The following is a 17,592-nucleotide window of genomic DNA, read 5'->3' as shown; positions in this document are numbered from 1 at the left end:
TATCCATATAGTGCGCAAATATATCACATTTTTAACCAATAAAATATGAAAGAAGAAGAGTTTCGATTTACCAATATGGCTAAATAACATCCAGCACAGCATTCAAAAGCTGTTGCGTATACGCTTCTTTAGGACATTTAAAAAGGGATTCACAACTCCCAAACTCGACGCCGACTCCATTTTTCATAACTAAGACTTCATCAGCGATATAAGAAACCACACCCATATTATGGGTAATAAATAAATAAGAAATGCCTGTTTCTTGTTGTAACTCCTTTAATAAATTGAGGATTTGTGCCTGCACAGAAACATCCAAAGCACTGGTTGGTTCATCACAAATCAAGATATCTGGTCCTGTAGCTAAAGCTCGAGCAATACAAATTCGCTGTCTTTGCCCACCAGAAAATTGATGTGGGTAACGCTGTAAGCAATTGCTAGGCAAATTAACCTGGTTCAGTAGTTCTTTTAGCCGTGTACTTATTACCGAATGCTTCATTCCTTGGGCATGCATTCCTTCAGCGATTATTTCACTTACCGTCATGCGCGGATTCATAGAAGAAAAAGGATCCTGGAAAATAATTTGTACTTTTTTTCGGTATTCTCTTAATGAGCGCCCTTTTAATGCCCGCACATCCTGTTCTTTATAGTGTATCTCCCCCCCACAAATGGGTAATAAACGCAATAAGGCACGACTGGCCGTGGTTTTACCACATCCTGATTCACCCACTAAAGCCAATGTTTTTCCTTGCAATAAACGAAATGACAGACCATCTACTGCTTTAAATGAAACTCTATGACGACTGAATAAACCTTTTTTCTGGATAAAGCCAACGGATAAATCATTCACCGTGAGTATTGTTTTTTCCTCCGTAGTCGCAACGTCCCAAACTATTTTATCTTTTTGCAAAGGGGGTAACTCTTGGGAGTCAGGATATAGATGACATCGTACCAATCGTCCATTTTGTTCTTGTAATTGCGGCTCATCCACCGAACAACGTTCAAATGCATAAATGCAACGAGGATGAAAACGGCAACCCGAAGGCATTTCATCCAAAGCAGGTACTAATCCACGAATTACTGATAAACGCTCCTCACGTTTTGCCAAAGAAGGTATAGACGCCAACAATTGCTGTACATATGGATGTTGTTTAACTCGCGAAAAAAAATCTTCTACAGAGGATTGAGCTACCACTTGTCCTGCATACATCACACAGACACGTGATGCCATGGCCCTCACTACTCCTAGATCATGAGTAATCAGGAGTAAACTCATTTGATGGGTTTTTTGTACTTTTTTTAATAAAGAAAGGATTTGAGCCTGGATTGTAACATCCAAAGCGGTTGTTGGTTCATCAGCAATTAAAATATCAGGTTTACAAGCCAGGGCCATGGCAATAACAACCCGCTGTTTCTGACCACCGGACAATTGATGCGGATATTGATGAATTTTAATTTCTGGTTGAGGCATTTCGACCTCATAAAGCAAAGATAATAATGCTTCTTGCAATTCTTTGGCAGTAAACGAGTTACATTTTACCAAGGCTTCTGTTAACTGTTCTCCTATTGTCATTACTGGATTAAGTGCGGTCATTGGCTCTTGAAAAATCATAGCCATCTTGCGACCTCTCAATTGCCGCATCATTTGTTCTGGTAAATCCAAAATGTCTTGTCCATCGACATGGATTAAACTATCAATACCATAAACACCGGATTTAGGTAACAAGCGCATTAACGCCAGAGAAGTGAGGGATTTGCCGCAACCTGATTCACCTAATAAAACCAAGGTTTCACCAGGATATAAATTAAAGCTGACTTTATCCAAAGCAGACACCATCTTATGGCGATGTTGAAATGCTACAGATAATTGGTGAATTTCAGCACTGTTTTTTTGCATATGTTTTCTATTTAGCCTGGCCTGGTCAAAGCATAACTGCCATTGAGTTAAGGATTTTTGTCATTCCCGCGAAAGCTGGAATCTATTCTTCGATTGGCACTGTGCCTTATTAGAAATCGTTCCCACCTTCACGGGAACGAAAGTTTTTCCCTTAACTTGATGGCCAGGAGTCAAAGTATGCCCCAGGAAATCATCTTTACTCATTTCCCGGATTAAGGCTCGCCCAATCCAGGCTTCAATAACAACATCCTGCTTGCAGAACAGGGGATCTTTATAATAGATTTACAAAGTAACTTTTCGTCTTTCGTCTACTGTATCATAATATATGGTAAAATAAACCTAACTTTGATTTGAGAAAAACCCATGTCAGAAAACTATACTGCCCAAGCTATTGAAGTCTTAAGTGGACTTGAACCTGTTCAACGACGCCCTGGCATGTATACCGATACAACGCGTCCCAACCACTTGGCTCAAGAAGTGATTGATAACAGTGTGGATGAGGTACTGGCTGGCTTTGCAAGTCATATCCGTGTCACGCTTCATGAAGATGGTTCTATTGAAGTAGAGGATGATGGTCGCGGCATGCCTGTAGATTTACATCCACAATTAGGCTTAAGTGGCGTTGAAGTCATTATGACTCGATTACATGCTGGAGGTAAATTTTCTGATAAAAATTACAGCTTTTCAGGTGGATTGCATGGAGTGGGGGTTTCTGTAGTCAATGCTCTTTCTGACCGTCTTGATGTGACCATCAAGCGCAATGGAATTGTGTACCAAATGTCTTTTGCCAATGGCGATAAATTATGCGAACTCAATGAAACAGGACTCACTAAAAAAAGAGACACCGGCACAATTATCCGCTTTTGGCCCAATCCAAAGTATTTTGATACCACACGTATCTCCGTAAAACATTTAACCCATGTGCTGAGAGCAAAAGCTGTACTCTGCACGGGTTTGTCTATGACGTTTATTAATAAAGCAACTAATGAGGAAATGCATTGGTGCTATGAACAGGGTCTTATTGATTATTTAAATCAATCATTGCCCGATGGAGATTATTTACCTGAAGAACCCTTTACAGGTGAATTCAAAAGCGATGAAGCAACAGTTGATTGGGCATTGGTTTGGTCTAATGGATCAAGCAGTGGTTTTAGTGAAAGTTATGTAAATTTAATTCCAACAATTCAAGGCGGTACCCATGTTAATGGCTTACGCTCCGGCTTATTTGATGCTATGGCAGAATTTTGTGAGCTAAGAAATTTACTACCTAGAGGAATAAAACTTACAGCAGATGATCTTTGGGAGCCCTGTCAGTATGTATTATCGGTGAAAATGAAAGAACCACAATTTGCAGGACAAACCAAAGAACGCTTAAGCTCTCGTCAAATTTCTGCTTTTGTCAGTAATGTAGTTAAAGACGCTTTTGCACTTTGGCTCAATCAACATCGAAATCAAGGTGAGACGATTGCTTCTTTGGCAATCGAGCGCGCACAAAAACGTTTAAGACAAGCAAAACAAGTAGCACGCAAACGAGTAAGTCAAGGCCCCGCTCTCCCTGGTAAATTGGCTGATTGCTTGCTTACTGATCTCAGTCAGGCCGAATTATTTTTAGTAGAAGGTGATTCCGCAGGTGGATCAGCAAAACAAGCACGTAATAAAGATTTCCAGGCCATTTTACCGTTGCGCGGAAAAATTCTTAACTCTTGGGAAGTGGATTCGTCACAAGTCCTGGCATCTCAGGAAATTCATGATATCTCCGTAGCGATAGGAGTAGATCCTGGCTCTTCGGACCTAAGCGGTCTTCGCTATGGCAAATTATGCATTCTCGCAGATGCAGACTCAGATGGTGCACATATTGCTACTTTGATTTGTGCTTTGTTTTTACGCCACTTTAAGCCTCTGGTCCAAGCTGGGCATGTATTTGTTGCTATGCCACCACTTTATCGAATTGATGCAGGTAAAGATGTTTATTATGCACTGGATGATGAAGAAAAAAATCGTATTCTCAACCATTTGGCACAAACAACTCGAGCTAAACCCAATGTCCAAAGGTTTAAAGGTTTAGGTGAAATGAATCCCATACAACTACGTGAAACGACTATGGATCCCAATACCAGGCGATTGGTTCAACTCACCATGGATGATGAGGTAGGAGCCGAAGCAATTATGGATATGATGCTAAATAAAAAACGGGCAAGCGATAGAAAAGTCTGGTTAGAGACCAAGGGAAACTTAGCTGACGTTTAATTATATGCGGATTGCTTGCCTCCTTTTTTAACGAGGCAGGGCTTAACTCTATTTGATGCAGGTTCCACTTCCTTTCACTTGAATAATGGAATTAAATTAGAATAATCATCAGTCCATAAAAACTGTTCGTCGCTTGCATTAAACCGCCAATTGCTCCCTTTCATAAGTTGAAAAGCCAGATCTTCTTTCGAGGTCAAAAAAACCCACTCCGAATTAAACTGACCTAACGCCAAAATACTTTTATAATTTACATAAAATATACTAAGAAGGCTCAAAGACCTACCCGCAGCATTAATCACTGGTAATAATTGCAAATGTCGATTACTTAAATGAATCAATATACCGCCGTCTTCAGTAATTTTCTGTTGATATAAAATAAATGCTTCAAGGGTTAATAAATGCACTGGAATTGAGTCTGAACTAAACGCATCTATAACTAATAAGTTTTGAGAGTGATCCGGTAATTGTTCTACGGCTAATCGTCCATCGCTTTTCATAATAGTCACATTTGGTGAACAATCTCGTAAGTAAGTAAACAATTGGGGATTACTTGCAAGGTCAATGACCTGATAATCAATTTCAATTACTTTAACCTTATCCTCTTTGCGAAATTGACAGAGCATGGTACCAACCCCTAATCCAATGATTGTTACTGATAAAGAGCTCCTTTTTTGTTGCATTGCATCAACTATAGGTTTAGTCGCTCCATAATAAGAAGTCAGTCCTTTAGGTTTTTTCTCTCCAACAACTTGTAACCCATGCACTGTAGACTGGTTGATTAAGACATGGACTCCTTGTTTATCTATTACTTTTTTTACTCCATAAAAATCGCGTACCTGCATTAAAACTGTATCATCTTGTGATAATGGTGAAAAAATAAACCCAAATAAAATCAATAAAGATAAAATCAAACTAATTTTACTTTTTTGCCAGATAACTATAATAATTAACGCCAAAAAGGCACACACTTGAAATGAGGAAAAACCACCAGGCCAATGAACACCAATGATGCAGTAATGAAACAACAAAACAATCAGAACCACCACAGGAACCCACCAGCCATTCTTCATTGGCAATTGGGGCAAAGCAAAAAGACTCAGTAAAATTGCTAAAGGATATTCATAAATCCCATTGAACCAATGTGGGGCCAAAACTCCATTAAATACTCCAGCTAATACCCCACCAAGGGCCAAACAAAAATAAAATAACGTCAGCAATTCGGGCATAGGCCTATCTAAAAATAACTGGCGATGACAAAGTAACGCCAAAATGAAAAAATTCAACAAATGAAATAAAATACTTTGCCCAATATTTACTTGCCCCGCATTTAAAATAAATCCAACAATTGGAAAAATAAGAAAAAAAATACTATTTCGTGCTATCCATTTAAATGAAATCAAGGAATTATTGGTGAATGCAAGCACAAAAGTGAGTAGATATAGAGCCAGGGGTAGTACCCAAAATAAAGGAGTTGCTGCAATATCCGTAGTAATATATAGAGTCACTCCAAGCATTAAACTGCATGGGACAAAACTTAAAAAAATCCAATACAGCATGTTCTGCCAAGGCCAGGTGGCAATGACTTCATTTTGTTTTTTCAATGATTGATAACGATTGGCATAGAGAATAATAAACAATAGAACTACATAAACTACATAGCCTATGCTCCATAAATAAAATTGCTCCTTGAGCCCTATAAAACGCTCGATTACCCAGGGATAGAGTAATAAAGATAAGAGACTTCCCAGATTAGAAGCAGCGTATAAAAAATAAGGATCAGCAGCACCTTTTTCCTTAGTTTGGCTGTAAGCAAATTGTAGTAAAGGGGCTGAGGCTCCAATAACTAGTAAGGGCAATCCCAGTTCGATTAACAAATTAGATAAAATACCCCATTCAGGACTTTCACTATTAATTAAAGGTCGAAATAAAATAGGCACAGCAAGGAAGCTTAAAAAAATGAGAACGCTGTGCGTTAGTCGCCATGCAATCGGTTTATCAAAAAAACCAAGTACTACGGCATATCCATAAGCAAACAGTAATATCACCTGAAAAAAGAACATGCAAATAGTCCAAACTGCCGGTGTTCCCCCATAAACAGGCAACAAAGATTTCGCGACCATGGGTTGAATGCTAAATAAAAGAATGGCGCTTAAGAATAAGCTGATAGGGAATAAAAAACGCACCAAGCATCCTTGACTTGAAAACTCCTCTCATAATAGACATTGTAAGGTTACGAAAACTGTTATTCAACATATCTGTTTTATATGATTATTTTTAACCTTTCAAAAGGAGCAAGACCATCCTGGAGGGTTAATGGCTTGCTCCTTATCAAGATTTTCGTACGAGCTCTGTGGCAAATTAATCGAAACAAGCAGGAGATTTGTTTGGTTATCCTTATGATACAGAGGAAATTCTTAAAATCACTACACGAATAGGAATGATTCGTTTTGTTTTGATAATGCAAGTCGAGAAGTTGCATTTCATTATAACTACCCTGTAGATCGGGTGCAGCGAAATGAAACCCCGGGGGACGATTTTTATGTCATTGCTCTTAATTCATTTCTGAGAAAATGACTCGCCAATTTTTTTATAATCTTTTTCACCAAATATAGCTGAACCAAATTCATAATATTTAAATTCGAGTAAATTATTGCTGGGATCTTTCAAGAAAAAAGATTGATGTTCAATTCGAGTATTTTTAAATCGTGTTTTCAATGGAATCTCAAAGGAAATGTGCTCCTTCTTAACTTGTTCTAGAAAAGCATCATACTCATATCGCTCAAGAAAAATTAAGCCAAAATGTCTCGGATAGATGCCTTCTTGTGGAGGAAGAATGGTGTCAATTTTATGTGCTACTATTTGATGATTGCCAAACTCTAAAATCAATGCATGCTCGGATTCACGTCCTAATGAAAAACCCAACTGATGATGATAAAACTGTTTCGCCAAAGCGAGGTCATGCACTGGAAACGCAAGATGAAATAAAGTTTTCATCATAATCCTTATAATGGTTTATTATATAAAGAATAGTAACAACATATTAAGCTGTAGATATAAAATTTATATTAATTAAGAAATAAGTGTGTAAGAATATTTACTTTATTTAATCCAATTTAAACATAAAATGCTTTTAAACTCTATTTTTGATTACATAATTCACATTGATGTATATTTAAATACCATTGTCACAACTTATGGATTTTGGACCTATTTGCTTTTATTTGCAGTAATTTTCTGTGAAACAGGGCTTGTAGTGACACCTTTTTTACCTGGAGATTCCTTGCTTTTTGCTGCAGGGAGTATAGCAGCCCAAGCAGGAAACCCATTAAATATATCGATTTTATTTATCCTGCTTTTCTTTGCCTCAGTTTTAGGAAATCAAATCAATTTTATGATTGGTCGTTTGCTCGGGCCACGTATTTTTTTCACCGATAGATCCTGGTTACTCAATAAAAAACACTTACAAGAAACTCATGCATTTTATGAAAAACATGGAGGAAAAACGATAATTTTTGCACGTTTTCTTCCTATCATACGTACTTTTGCTCCATTTGTTGCGGGTATAGGATCGATGCACATTCTTCATTTTTCGCTATACAATTTGGTTAGTGCCTTAATATGGATCTTCAGTCTGTTGAGCTTAGGTTATTTTCTGGGATCAATTCCATTAATAAAAGAAAATTTCTCGATAGTAATTTACAGCATTATTTTTATTTCTTTACTCCCACCTATTCTTACTTTAATGAGTCGAAAACGAACCATGGAAAAATAGAAGCGTAACCTGGATTGATCCTATCCAGGCTACAATTTTAATGAATGTTGAGATCAATGAAATTAGCCTAATTAATATATTGATGCCCTCTATGAGGAATTAATAGTTCTTCAAATTCGGCTAAGAGATTGGAATAATTTTTAGAAACATATTTTAAATCCATTTCCCTCTCCAATTTGTTTGTTAATAATCCCTGCAATAACATAGTCCTGAATGAATGAGGGTGAGTCCTACCGTTTTTACCATCTTTTAGATAATCAATTAACATTTCCTTGGCTTGAATAAGAGCGGTAATGGAAGAAAACTCACCATTAATTTTAGAAAACTCTTTGTTAAGCAGAGAAAACTCTCCATTAAACTTCCGAGCTCTTCTCCTGCCAGATTCACCGTGTCTATGGAAAATTGAAAAAAGAATTCCATCGCTGTAAGAACAATAATCCACCACCGCTCTATTGACTATGCGGATTAACCGATTCAATTCTTTTTGCTCCGCATTTGAAGTAATTAACGCCAACGATATTTCTTCACGTTGCCTGAAAAGAGAAGGTTTACTGGAAAATTCTTGGAGTTTACCCCGCTTTTTATTTTGTTTTATTTCAACATCCGCTCTTACAGGCTCAGTTTTCTTTTGAGTACCTGTTTTCGTTTTCTGCAAATCTTCATCTTGAATTGTTAATGCTATGGCATCTTTTTCTTCCCTAGTTTGTTTCTTGACATGAGGTTCTGAGTCTATAGCTTTTATTTTTTTGCTGCTTAAACCAAGGGCAGAGCCTCCAGAAGAATCGCCAGGTTGAGCTGAAGATTTTCGTGATTTAGCCATTGTTACTTTTGTAGTCCAATGCATATTATGCTGATTATTTAGCGTAATTGTATGTTGAGAAGGCAAGTCCTTGTACTCATATTGCTGCACCCCATTTTCCAGCGTATGCAGATTTACCTCAAATGCATTAGCTAAATAATCCAGTTCTAAATGAGTTGCCCATACAAAATCTTGAGTGATGCTGTGTAATGCCAGAATTATGGGAGAGTTAAATTTGGGTTCGGTCGATACTGTAATAGTTTCTGGAGCGACCTCTTCACCATAAATTAATGATATAAATAATGGCGCTAACACTAATGATTCATGCTCCGCTACAATTCTTGAATGATCAATTTTTTTGAGCGCATTTTTAATGTCAACGGATGAAACAAACTGGTTGAAACGAGGATCTAAATCAGTACCATGATACATTTCAGCAAATTTTCTATAAGTACTAATTGCAACCAATGCTCTATATTCATCTTCTTTTTTCGCTGAAGTGCATGCCCAGCGTAATTCGTCGATCTGTAAATTGTAAGTAATTAATCTTAATGTTCTTTGTAATACTTCGAGTAACTTGTTATCAGGGTTATCAAAATCAAATTTACAAATGGCATCATAATAATTCTTTATAGAGGGATCCAATTGGACCCATTTGTCAAAAGTTATTCCAGTTCCTTCTTGCTGAATAATATTAATTAAGCCAATTGCGAAGGCATAATAACCACAATTACCTTTGGCAGGATTATCAATAATTCTTTCTTGCAACTCTATAGTGGGATCATCTTTGAAGCTGGGATTAGCCGTGGATTGTTCCTTGCTAATTATTATTTTACTCATAGACATTGAATTTTTCTCCCCCGATTTCCCATCTATAGAACACAAGATGTTCACATATTATGCTACGAGAGAGATTAACTCGCAATAGAAAGTAACTTCTTGGAAACCAAGTAGCTAATCTGCAATGAGTAATTGCGATATCATACCCTTTTGAATCCAGCCCTTTAGGTAAGAAGCAGCGTTCATACCTACTTCTTCGGGTTGTATCCATTGACATAGTCCTTCACAAAGAGCCCCGAAAGATAGTCCTTGTGATAAGCTATCCAAAGCCCAAGCCTCTTCTTGAGATAAGCTGTAAAATTGAATCTTATATTCCGGTGCGCGCCATATGACCCAGGCTGTAGGCTCCGGACTATGTTGCAATTCAGGAAGCTCTCTATCATGAATTAAAGCCTGCCAAAGAGGAATTATGTTCCATAAATAATTGATTCTTTGTAGTGATGGATGAAGCATAAATTGTAAATCTGCCCACGCTTCAGGAGGAATTGCGGCCATATCCTCAACCCGTACAACCTGTTCATCAGCAGCATCAAAAGCCCAGTTCATTTTCCATTCAAAATCAGCAAGCTCTGCTAAATAAGGATATTGTGAGTAATTGTGCTTAATAAAATCGGATAATAAATCACCATACCAGCGAATCGAACGATAAGAAGAAGGATGGGCGTCAATATAATAAGTTGATAGCTTGTTAAATTCCTCAGTCCCTAAATAAGCATACAATGCAGGAAAATTAATACTTAAACTCTCAATAAGTCGAAGTTTGTACGCGTCACGATAAATACCTAAGCGAGTATCCACCGAAACTAATTCAGTTTGGACAATTGAATCATAAATCTCTGCCCGACCTGATAATAGAAACTTTTGAAATTGATCTTCTAAGTGAAAAAGCTCATTCATACAAGCACCTCTTCAACCAAAATTGATTCTGCAATCCGTCTTGCATGATTGATTTCGGCTAGTAACTCTGCAAAAGGAGGCATATTATCATCCCGTTCAATCATCGACGATATCGGCCCCAAGCGCTGTAATGTTGCAGCATAAAGATCCCAGACGGGTTGAATTACTGGTGCATCATGCGTATCGATAATGTAATCACCATGATTCGAGTGGCCTGCTAAATGGATTTGGGCAACACGCTCGGGAGGCATAGCAAAAATATAATCCATTGGGTTAAACTGATGATTTACAGAACTAACATAAACGTTATTTACATCTAATAGAATATAACAATCCGCCTGTTTTACAATTTCTAGGATAAATTCCCATTCTGACATTTCAGATTGTTTGTAAGTTAGATAACTAGAAACATTTTCAATTAAAATCGGGCGTCCTAAAATATCTTGTACTTGCTGAATTCGCGATACAATATGATTTACCGCTTCACGAGTATAGGGAACAGGCAACAAATCATGTGCATTTATTCCGTTAACGCCTGTCCAGCATAAATGGTCAGAAACCCATACTGGTTCGACTCGAGTAACGAGTTCCTTTAGCTGCTTTAAATAGTCATTATCCAGAGGATCCGTACTTCCTAATGAAAGAGAAACACCATGCATTACTATTGGATAATGAGCTCGTATTTGGTCAAGGTAATAAAGTGGCTTTCCCCCCGGAACCATATAATTTTCGGTAAGTATCTCAAACCAATCTAAATCAGGCTTTTGCGCCAAGATTTCTTCATAATAATCGGGTCGTAATCCCAGTCCAAACCCTAAAAAGGGCATTTTTTGAGTCACTTTATATTTTGGGCTATCCATGTATTAAATCCGGGGATGAAGAGAAACCAGGCATGCAATTCATGCCTGGAGCAATGCGAATTTCAATTGAAATTATTGAACAACAGTGCCACCAGCTTTTTGGCAGTCTTCTTTAGTCATTTCAGTCATTCCCTTGCCTTTGCAAGCGTTTTGGCCTTTGCAAGCATTGTCAGCAGTTTTGCAAGCGCCTTGTCCTTTACAAGCGTTACCACCTTGGCATTTTACCATACCAGTAGAAGCTTCATCTGCTGCAAAAGCAGGAGCAATAGCGAACATAGAAGCAGCACCAATTGCTAAAGCAACGCCTGTTAATTGTAATTTATTCATTTACTTAATTCCTTTTAGAGTTAGTTAAATATGCTATAGGCAAAATATAATTTAGCCACTTGCATTTTAGGAAGTAAAATTTAATTTTGTCAAGTTCGCCTATGGAAATTAATGGTTTTCCTTAAAGTGAATCCGGCAAATAAAACAGGACTTACGAAAAATCTCAAGGTCGAGGCAAAAAATGTTTTTAATGAGGGAGTTTAGATAGACTAAATGACCGAATTAAAAACATTTTTTAACAAAGAGATTGGGGGTTTTCGTAAGTCCTGTAAAAATCAAGCAGGCCGCTCGATAGAACTGCGATACGCAAATCAGTTCCAGTTCGTTCATCAACATCAAACTCACTGTAATGATGTAGCACTGAACCTTTCTCTTCTTTCCTTGGTAAAAGAATAAATTATTACTCAATACATTAATAAGGTTTATTACTTACAGGACTTAGCCTTGCAAAGCAACCTTAATTAAAAACACTGTCTATAATTAAGAATAATTAACGCACTATTAATAATAAGATATGAATCAACCTCTATTCACACCAAAAGAAATTTTTGAATTCATTAAGCAGCATGAACCATTTAGTTGCATGAGCGACGCATGTCTTTCAAAACTTTCCCGTGTTTTGGAGATAGAATCTCGAACTGCTGATTCCCTTTTGATTCAAAAAGGGGAAAACATGAATGATCTTTACATCCTGATTAAAGGACGTCTCTACTATCAGGTAACAGATACCGAAGGAAATGTGACATTTCAAGGCGAATTACATGAAGGGGCAATCATCGGTGAAATGGCCCTTTTATCTGATTTACCCCGCTCTGCTAATGTCTATACATTGCGCGATAGTATCATCTTAAAATTATCGAAGAAAAATTTCCTAAAATTATGCAGATCATATCCTGAACTACTCAATAAAATAACTCAATTCACAATTAAGCGATTAACCGATTCACTACAGGGAATTCATGCTGCCTCTTCACGTAATAAATCAATTGCTTTAATTCCAATAAGACCCATAAAAGATCTCGAATTTCAATTACAAGAAATGATTTTTCGTTATTCTTATGGGGAAAAAATTCTTTTATTAACTAGCAGTTTCCTAGAAAATAAACCTGGCCTCCTGGATGATAATGGAAATATGAGTAATGAGGGAATTTTATGGATTAACCAAATCGAAAAAGAATACTCTTTTATTTTTTATTTAGCGGATGAAACGATAACTAATTGGACTAAATTTTGTGCCCGTCAAGCAGATTCGCTCGCCTATTTAGCGCTTGCAGAAGAACATGATGCTGATTTATCTGAAGTAGAACATTATATATTACACATGCAGCATAATTTTATTAAACGAAACGTATTAGTACTTCTGCATCAAACTGCAAACCCACCTCGAAATACTAAAAGCTGGTTAGAAAAACGCACCGTCAACAGTCATTTTCATGTTCGAAGCAATACAGATGAAGGTATATCTCGCATGATGCGAATCTTTACCGACAATACCATTTCCTTAGTACTCAGCGGTGGTGGAGCACGCGGTCTTGCGCACATAGGTGTTTATCGGCTATTAGAAGAGCGTGGAATACCGGTGGACTATATTGCCGGTACAAGTATGGGAGCAATGCTTGCTGCTGTTTTGGCGATGGGATATTCTTCAAGTGAGCTCTTAAAACTTGTTGAAGAATATTTAATCAAAGGAGCAAAAATTGATTTTACCTTCCCTTATATTGCTATTGCTACAGGCAGAAGAGCCACAGACAGCCTAATTGAACTCTATGGTGAGGACAGTCAAATCGAAGATTTGTGGCTGAACTATTTTTGTGTCTCAACAGACTTAATCAGCAAAAATTTATACATTCATGATAGAGGACGATTATGGGAATCAATTCGCTCCAGTATATCCCTACCCTTTATCTACCCACCGGTATCGTTTAATGACAGACTGCTTATTGATGGCGGTGTATTGAATAATATACCTACTGATGTCATGAGGCAGTATTCTCATAGTAGTAAAATTATTGCCTCAAATGTGAATAATAACAGTAGCCTCTTCAAATTAACTCCAATACCTTATTCTCTTTCAGGTTGGAAGTTGCTTTACAACAAATTCATGGGGAAAGAATCAATATTGCCCATTAATTTAGGTGAGTTGGTGTTGCGGTTATTAACCATTAGCTCCCATCAAAATACTGCGAAAATGATGGCTATGGCTGATTATGGCATCACTTTAAAAGTAGACCAGTTCGGTATTTTGGATTTTAAAAAATACAAAGAAATTACTGAAGCAGGATATGAACAAGCAAAAGCCCAACTTACCGCTCAAAATTTAGCGGAATTATTAAAAAGCAACTCTCAGCTTCATACTAACAATGCGATATAATTTAATCTTTTAGATACAAACCTATTTTTTTGCCTTGCGAGCCATAACCTGATCATAGAGAGCTCTTTTTTCAGGGGGCAAGGATTCTCGCCGTAAAGCCATCATTTCTTCAAGAGAACCTTGGATGCAATCTGGAGTAAGGCGATCGGTAATTAAAAAGCCGTTTAAATGATCAATTTCATGCTGCAAAACACGAGCATAAAATCCTTCTTCAATGTGCTGATGAAACTGGCCTGACTCATCATAATAGCTCACGGTGATTTGTTCATATCGCGGGACCTTCCCGGATTTGCTGGAAACAGAGTAACACCCTTCTATATCTTGCTGTATTACAGAACCTGATACGGGTTCATAGCTTGGATTAATCATCACATGCATAGGATAGAATTTTTTAACATTATCCCTTAATAAAGTCGCCTCTTCAGGAATGTACACTGTAATGATTCTTCTCGGAAAATTAACCTGAGGTGCCGCCAAACCAACCCCACCTAACTCATGCAACTTACTTTTCATGGCTGTGATTAAATCTTTATCATCCTGACTTAAAGGAAACTGCACTTCTTGGGCTTTACTCTTTAGAACCTGACGGTATTCAGGTTGTTCCACAGTTACTATGTCCATAGCCATACTCATTGAATTCCCGATTAAGAAAAAAAATAACACAATTCCCAAGCATAATTTGTTCATATTGCCTTAATTCATTTTCTTCAAGTTTGTTGTTTGAATCTCAAAATAATCATTTAGAGCTGGTAACCTGTTATTTTTCGCGCGATTTTATCCCAAAAAATAGAGTGATTCAAATTATGTATTACCGTTAATTTATCAGCGAATTCCAGGCAGGAGTGTTAAAGGATAAACCCGGCATAAGATCTATGATAAAATTTCATATTTCCCAAAATGTCGATCCCTATGCACACTAAAAATAAGATATATCTGCGCCAATTAGATCAACATGATGAAGCGAATTTTCTCTTAACCATGCAGAAAAGCCGGGATTTTCACTACCCTTTTATTACAGCCCCCCAAACTCATGAGGAATTCCAAATCTACCTAAAAAAATTCCAGCAAGAAAATCAACGATGTTTTTTGGCATTAAATCAAAACGATCACATTATCGGGGTATTCAACATTAGTGAAATGATTCGAGGCGTATTTCAAAGCGCCTATATGGGATATTTTGCATCAGTAACTTATGCAAGCCAAGGCTTAATGAGTCACGCATTAAAACTGGTTTTAAAAGAAATATTCTTAGGACTCAAACTGCACCGCATTGAAGCAAACATTCAACCAACGAATGCTGCATCCATCCACTTAATCACCCAAAATGGTTTTCTCAAGGAGGGGTTCTCACCAAGATACTTAAAAATTAATGGTATATGGTGTGATCATTTACGCTTTGCTCTAACCTATGAAGATTGGTTGGCAAATCAATAGACTCATAGAATGCTGCAAAAAATACGCACCTTACCAAACCCTGCTTAATAATTGTCGATAACCTGTAATAACTTGATCTGCAATTAAAAACTGATGTCGGTCATAGGTTGTAGTCAACCCAATTACCTGCATTCCGGCGGCTTTTGCTGCCTTTATTCCATGCAGTGTGTCTTCGATTACTAAACACCGGCTAGGAATAACATTTAAACGTTTAGCTGCTAATAAATAACCTTCAGGAGAAGGCTTCCCACTCTGTACGTCCTCAATTGTCACAATTGCATCAAAATATTCATGCAATTTACCCTCTCTTACTCGTGAAAGTACCGCAGATATTTCGTCACGGTTGGATCCGCTGCAAATGGCAATTTTATTTATTTTGGAAGCAATTTTAAAAATAAATTGCTCAAAGTCTACAATCAGAGGGAGGGTGTTTCGGGTATTAATAATTTTGATGTAAACCTCCGCTTTTTGCTGAATCAAACGTTTAGTTTCCACATCAGAAATCTTAATACCCTCATTGTGCAATAGCTTGGGGAACATATCTTTATCAGCTAAACCTAAGTATTTTTCCATATACTCGGAATAATCTATACTTATTCCTAGTGACTTAAGAACATAACAACATGCTTCATAATGAATGGGTTCGCTATCTAAAATAACCCCGTCAAAATCAAAAATAATTGCATCGTACATGGTATCCATCCACCTTTATGCAGCTGTGTCTTATAGAGACTTTATCATTTTTTTATAATTACATAAATCTGATAAGAACAATGCGCTAGAGTCATGAGCGCCAAATTCAGGGCTTTTTCGCTATCAAAGGCTCGCTCTCCAGATACTGAATTTTTGAATCGGGTTGCAACCCAATATTTGTTGGATCGTGCAAAGCATTTTCTTGCTGGATTTCTTGCGTTACAACTGAACCTCCTAAACTGCTTATCGCCTTTGATATCTTTGGACATAACTCTTTCTTAGATAGAGTTTCAGATTCCTTTTGCAAAGAAGAGCCGATGACGCCCGTAAATTCTCCTTTAATTTTTCCAGTTTCTTGATCAATGAGCATCACATATGGAGGAACAAATAATGAGGATTTATGATTCTCATCTTCTACCTTATAAACACGGCGTGTTTCGCCATAATCAAAATCTAACGTAATTCCTAAAACTGTTTGAAAAAAGGCTTTGAAATTTTTTCCATGTCCAAACAACCAACAATCTCGCTGTTCTACATTTCCAATAAAAATTTGAGTATCCTCTATTTTGTCGCCATCGTAATCCAAATCTTGGCAGACATCATCAAGTCCCTCGAGAAGAATCTTATTACCATGCTCCTGTATTTTTTCAGCAGCATTCTTTCTCTTTTTATTAAGCAAAGCGAAGTCTTGATCACTATAAATCCATAACGATAGCTTTAAAAGAAGTTTTTTGATAGGCGACATCCAAAAGGAAATCTGATCAGATAACTTCTGCATATCTGCCATAGAACGAACATCATAACCCGAAGGTGCATTACTGTTTTCCGCCAAAAAAGGCAGAACAGCAATTGTTGCATTTTTAATTTCCTTTGGAATCACCAATCCAGCTGTTTGTAGTGCTCGATTCATTGGTGAAACAGCGATTGAGGGAGGATGCTCGCTTGGAGAGTAAAATAATAAATCACCAGTGGATTGACTAGTTCCTCCCATGTTTTTTTCAGCTTCTTCAGAAAGAGCAGCATTTGGGCTTAAACCAAATTTCTTTTGTTCCCAACTTCTGCATTTTCCATGACGACTGAATAAGACATGACCTGTAATTCGAATCCCTTTTATTTCAAGATAGAGTTGGTCCGTTTCTTTGATTTGTTTTAATACATCGCTACGTTGAGCATCTTGGCTTTTATTTAACTGTTCTATGAGACTCTGAACTTCTTTTATATATTCTTCTTGGACTCTTCTAAAAAGTTCACTATGTTGTTTCGGTTCTTTGATATTATTCAGTTTTAATCGTTCAATTTCCATTAACTCTTTAAAAGCCATTTTTAATCTTATTAATAACCAAAATATTCATTTATTATACAATCAAATGATTTATATGATAAGAGATTATTCATGAAATATTCACTATGCACTGCTCTGAATGCAAAAGAGCTTGACAAAGTAGGAAGATGAACCAG

Annotated in this window: 14 protein-coding genes; 4 read left to right on the top strand and 10 right to left on the bottom strand. The window is 37.1% G+C overall.

Annotated features, from left to right (window positions below; genetic code table 11):
• Nucleotides 1–79: 79 nt before the first annotated feature.
• Nucleotides 80–1,894 (bottom strand): ABC transporter ATP-binding protein, encoded by a 1,815-nt coding sequence (locus ELY20_RS00420; protein ID WP_110141573.1) that lies wholly within the window; start codon nt 1,892–1,894, stop codon nt 80–82.
• Nucleotides 1,895–2,257: 363 nt separating this feature from the next.
• Here ELY20_RS00420 and parE point away from each other — a divergent pair, with 363 nt between their 5' ends.
• Nucleotides 2,258–4,141: a DNA topoisomerase IV subunit B gene (gene parE / locus ELY20_RS00415; RefSeq protein WP_110141574.1), complete on the top strand. Its 1,884-nt coding sequence runs from the start codon at nt 2,258–2,260 to the stop codon at nt 4,139–4,141.
• 74 nt (nt 4,142–4,215) lie between these two features.
• Here the strand turns inward: parE and ELY20_RS00410 are convergent, their stop codons facing one another.
• A complete protein-coding gene (locus ELY20_RS00410) occupies nt 4,216–6,327 on the bottom strand; it encodes a fused MFS/spermidine synthase (protein WP_165831571.1) in 2,112 nt (703 codons plus the stop codon).
• Nucleotides 6,328–6,697: 370 nt separating this feature from the next.
• Nucleotides 6,698–7,138, bottom strand: coding sequence for a VOC family protein (locus ELY20_RS00405; protein WP_233590453.1), 441 nt, complete (start codon nt 7,136–7,138; stop codon nt 6,698–6,700).
• A 127-nt stretch (nt 7,139–7,265) separates the two neighbouring features.
• On the opposite strand from ELY20_RS00405, the gene ELY20_RS00400 reads away from it, so the two are divergent.
• A complete protein-coding gene (locus tag ELY20_RS00400) occupies nt 7,266–7,913 on the top strand; it encodes a DedA family protein (RefSeq protein ID WP_110141577.1) in 648 nt (215 codons plus the stop codon).
• Nucleotides 7,914–7,980: 67 nt separating this feature from the next.
• Here ELY20_RS00400 and ELY20_RS00395 read toward each other — a convergent pair whose 3' ends face one another.
• The 4 genes from ELY20_RS00395 to bufA2 all read right to left on the bottom strand — a co-directional run bounded on the left by ELY20_RS00395 (nt 7,981) and on the right by bufA2 (nt 11,636).
• Entirely contained in the window at nt 7,981–9,558 is a 1,578-nt protein-coding gene (locus ELY20_RS00395; protein ID WP_110141578.1) for a hypothetical protein, read from the bottom strand.
• 108 nt (nt 9,559–9,666) lie between these two features.
• Nucleotides 9,667–10,449 carry an HvfC/BufC N-terminal domain-containing protein gene (locus ELY20_RS00390; RefSeq protein WP_110141579.1) on the bottom strand — a complete coding sequence of 261 codons (783 nt, stop codon included), beginning with the start codon at nt 10,447–10,449 and terminating at the stop codon, nt 9,667–9,669.
• The gene (gene bufB / locus ELY20_RS00385) at nt 10,446–11,309 is read right to left on the bottom strand and encodes an MNIO family bufferin maturase (protein ID WP_110141580.1); all 864 of its coding nucleotides are present in this window, start codon (nt 11,307–11,309) and stop codon (nt 10,446–10,448) included. The genes ELY20_RS00390 and bufB overlap by 4 nt, the downstream gene beginning before the upstream one ends.
• Nucleotides 11,310–11,381: 72 nt before the next feature.
• Nucleotides 11,382–11,636 carry a BufA2 family periplasmic bufferin-type metallophore gene (gene bufA2 / locus ELY20_RS00380; RefSeq protein WP_110141581.1) on the bottom strand — a complete coding sequence of 85 codons (255 nt, stop codon included), beginning with the start codon at nt 11,634–11,636 and terminating at the stop codon, nt 11,382–11,384.
• Nucleotides 11,637–12,150: 514 nt separating this feature from the next.
• On the opposite strand from bufA2, the gene ELY20_RS00375 reads away from it, so the two are divergent.
• Nucleotides 12,151–14,007: a patatin-like phospholipase family protein gene (locus ELY20_RS00375; RefSeq protein ID WP_110141582.1), complete on the top strand. Its 1,857-nt coding sequence runs from the start codon at nt 12,151–12,153 to the stop codon at nt 14,005–14,007.
• A 21-nt stretch (nt 14,008–14,028) separates the two neighbouring features.
• Here ELY20_RS00375 and def read toward each other — a convergent pair whose 3' ends face one another.
• The gene (gene def / locus ELY20_RS00370; protein WP_110141627.1) at nt 14,029–14,634 is read right to left on the bottom strand and encodes a peptide deformylase; all 606 of its coding nucleotides are present in this window, start codon (nt 14,632–14,634) and stop codon (nt 14,029–14,031) included.
• A gap of 282 nt (nt 14,635–14,916) precedes the next feature.
• Here def and ELY20_RS00365 point away from each other — a divergent pair, with 282 nt between their 5' ends.
• Nucleotides 14,917–15,441 (top strand): GNAT family N-acetyltransferase, encoded by a 525-nt coding sequence (locus tag ELY20_RS00365; RefSeq protein WP_110141583.1) that lies wholly within the window; start codon nt 14,917–14,919, stop codon nt 15,439–15,441.
• Between the two features lie 30 nt (nt 15,442–15,471).
• Here ELY20_RS00365 and ELY20_RS00360 read toward each other — a convergent pair whose 3' ends face one another.
• Both ELY20_RS00360 and ELY20_RS00355 read right to left on the bottom strand, forming a co-directional pair.
• Nucleotides 15,472–16,134 carry an HAD family hydrolase gene (locus ELY20_RS00360; protein WP_110141584.1) on the bottom strand — a complete coding sequence of 221 codons (663 nt, stop codon included), beginning with the start codon at nt 16,132–16,134 and terminating at the stop codon, nt 15,472–15,474.
• A 106-nt stretch (nt 16,135–16,240) separates the two neighbouring features.
• The gene (locus ELY20_RS00355; protein WP_110141585.1) at nt 16,241–17,455 is read right to left on the bottom strand and encodes a histidine phosphatase family protein; all 1,215 of its coding nucleotides are present in this window, start codon (nt 17,453–17,455) and stop codon (nt 16,241–16,243) included.
• Nucleotides 17,456–17,592: the final 137 nt, after the last annotated feature.

The sequence above is a fragment of the Legionella qingyii genome (assembly GCF_003990155.1).
GTDB classification, from domain to species: Bacteria; Pseudomonadota; Gammaproteobacteria; order Legionellales; family Legionellaceae; genus Legionella; species Legionella qingyii.
This window is presented reverse-complemented; position numbering and strand designations above follow the sequence as displayed.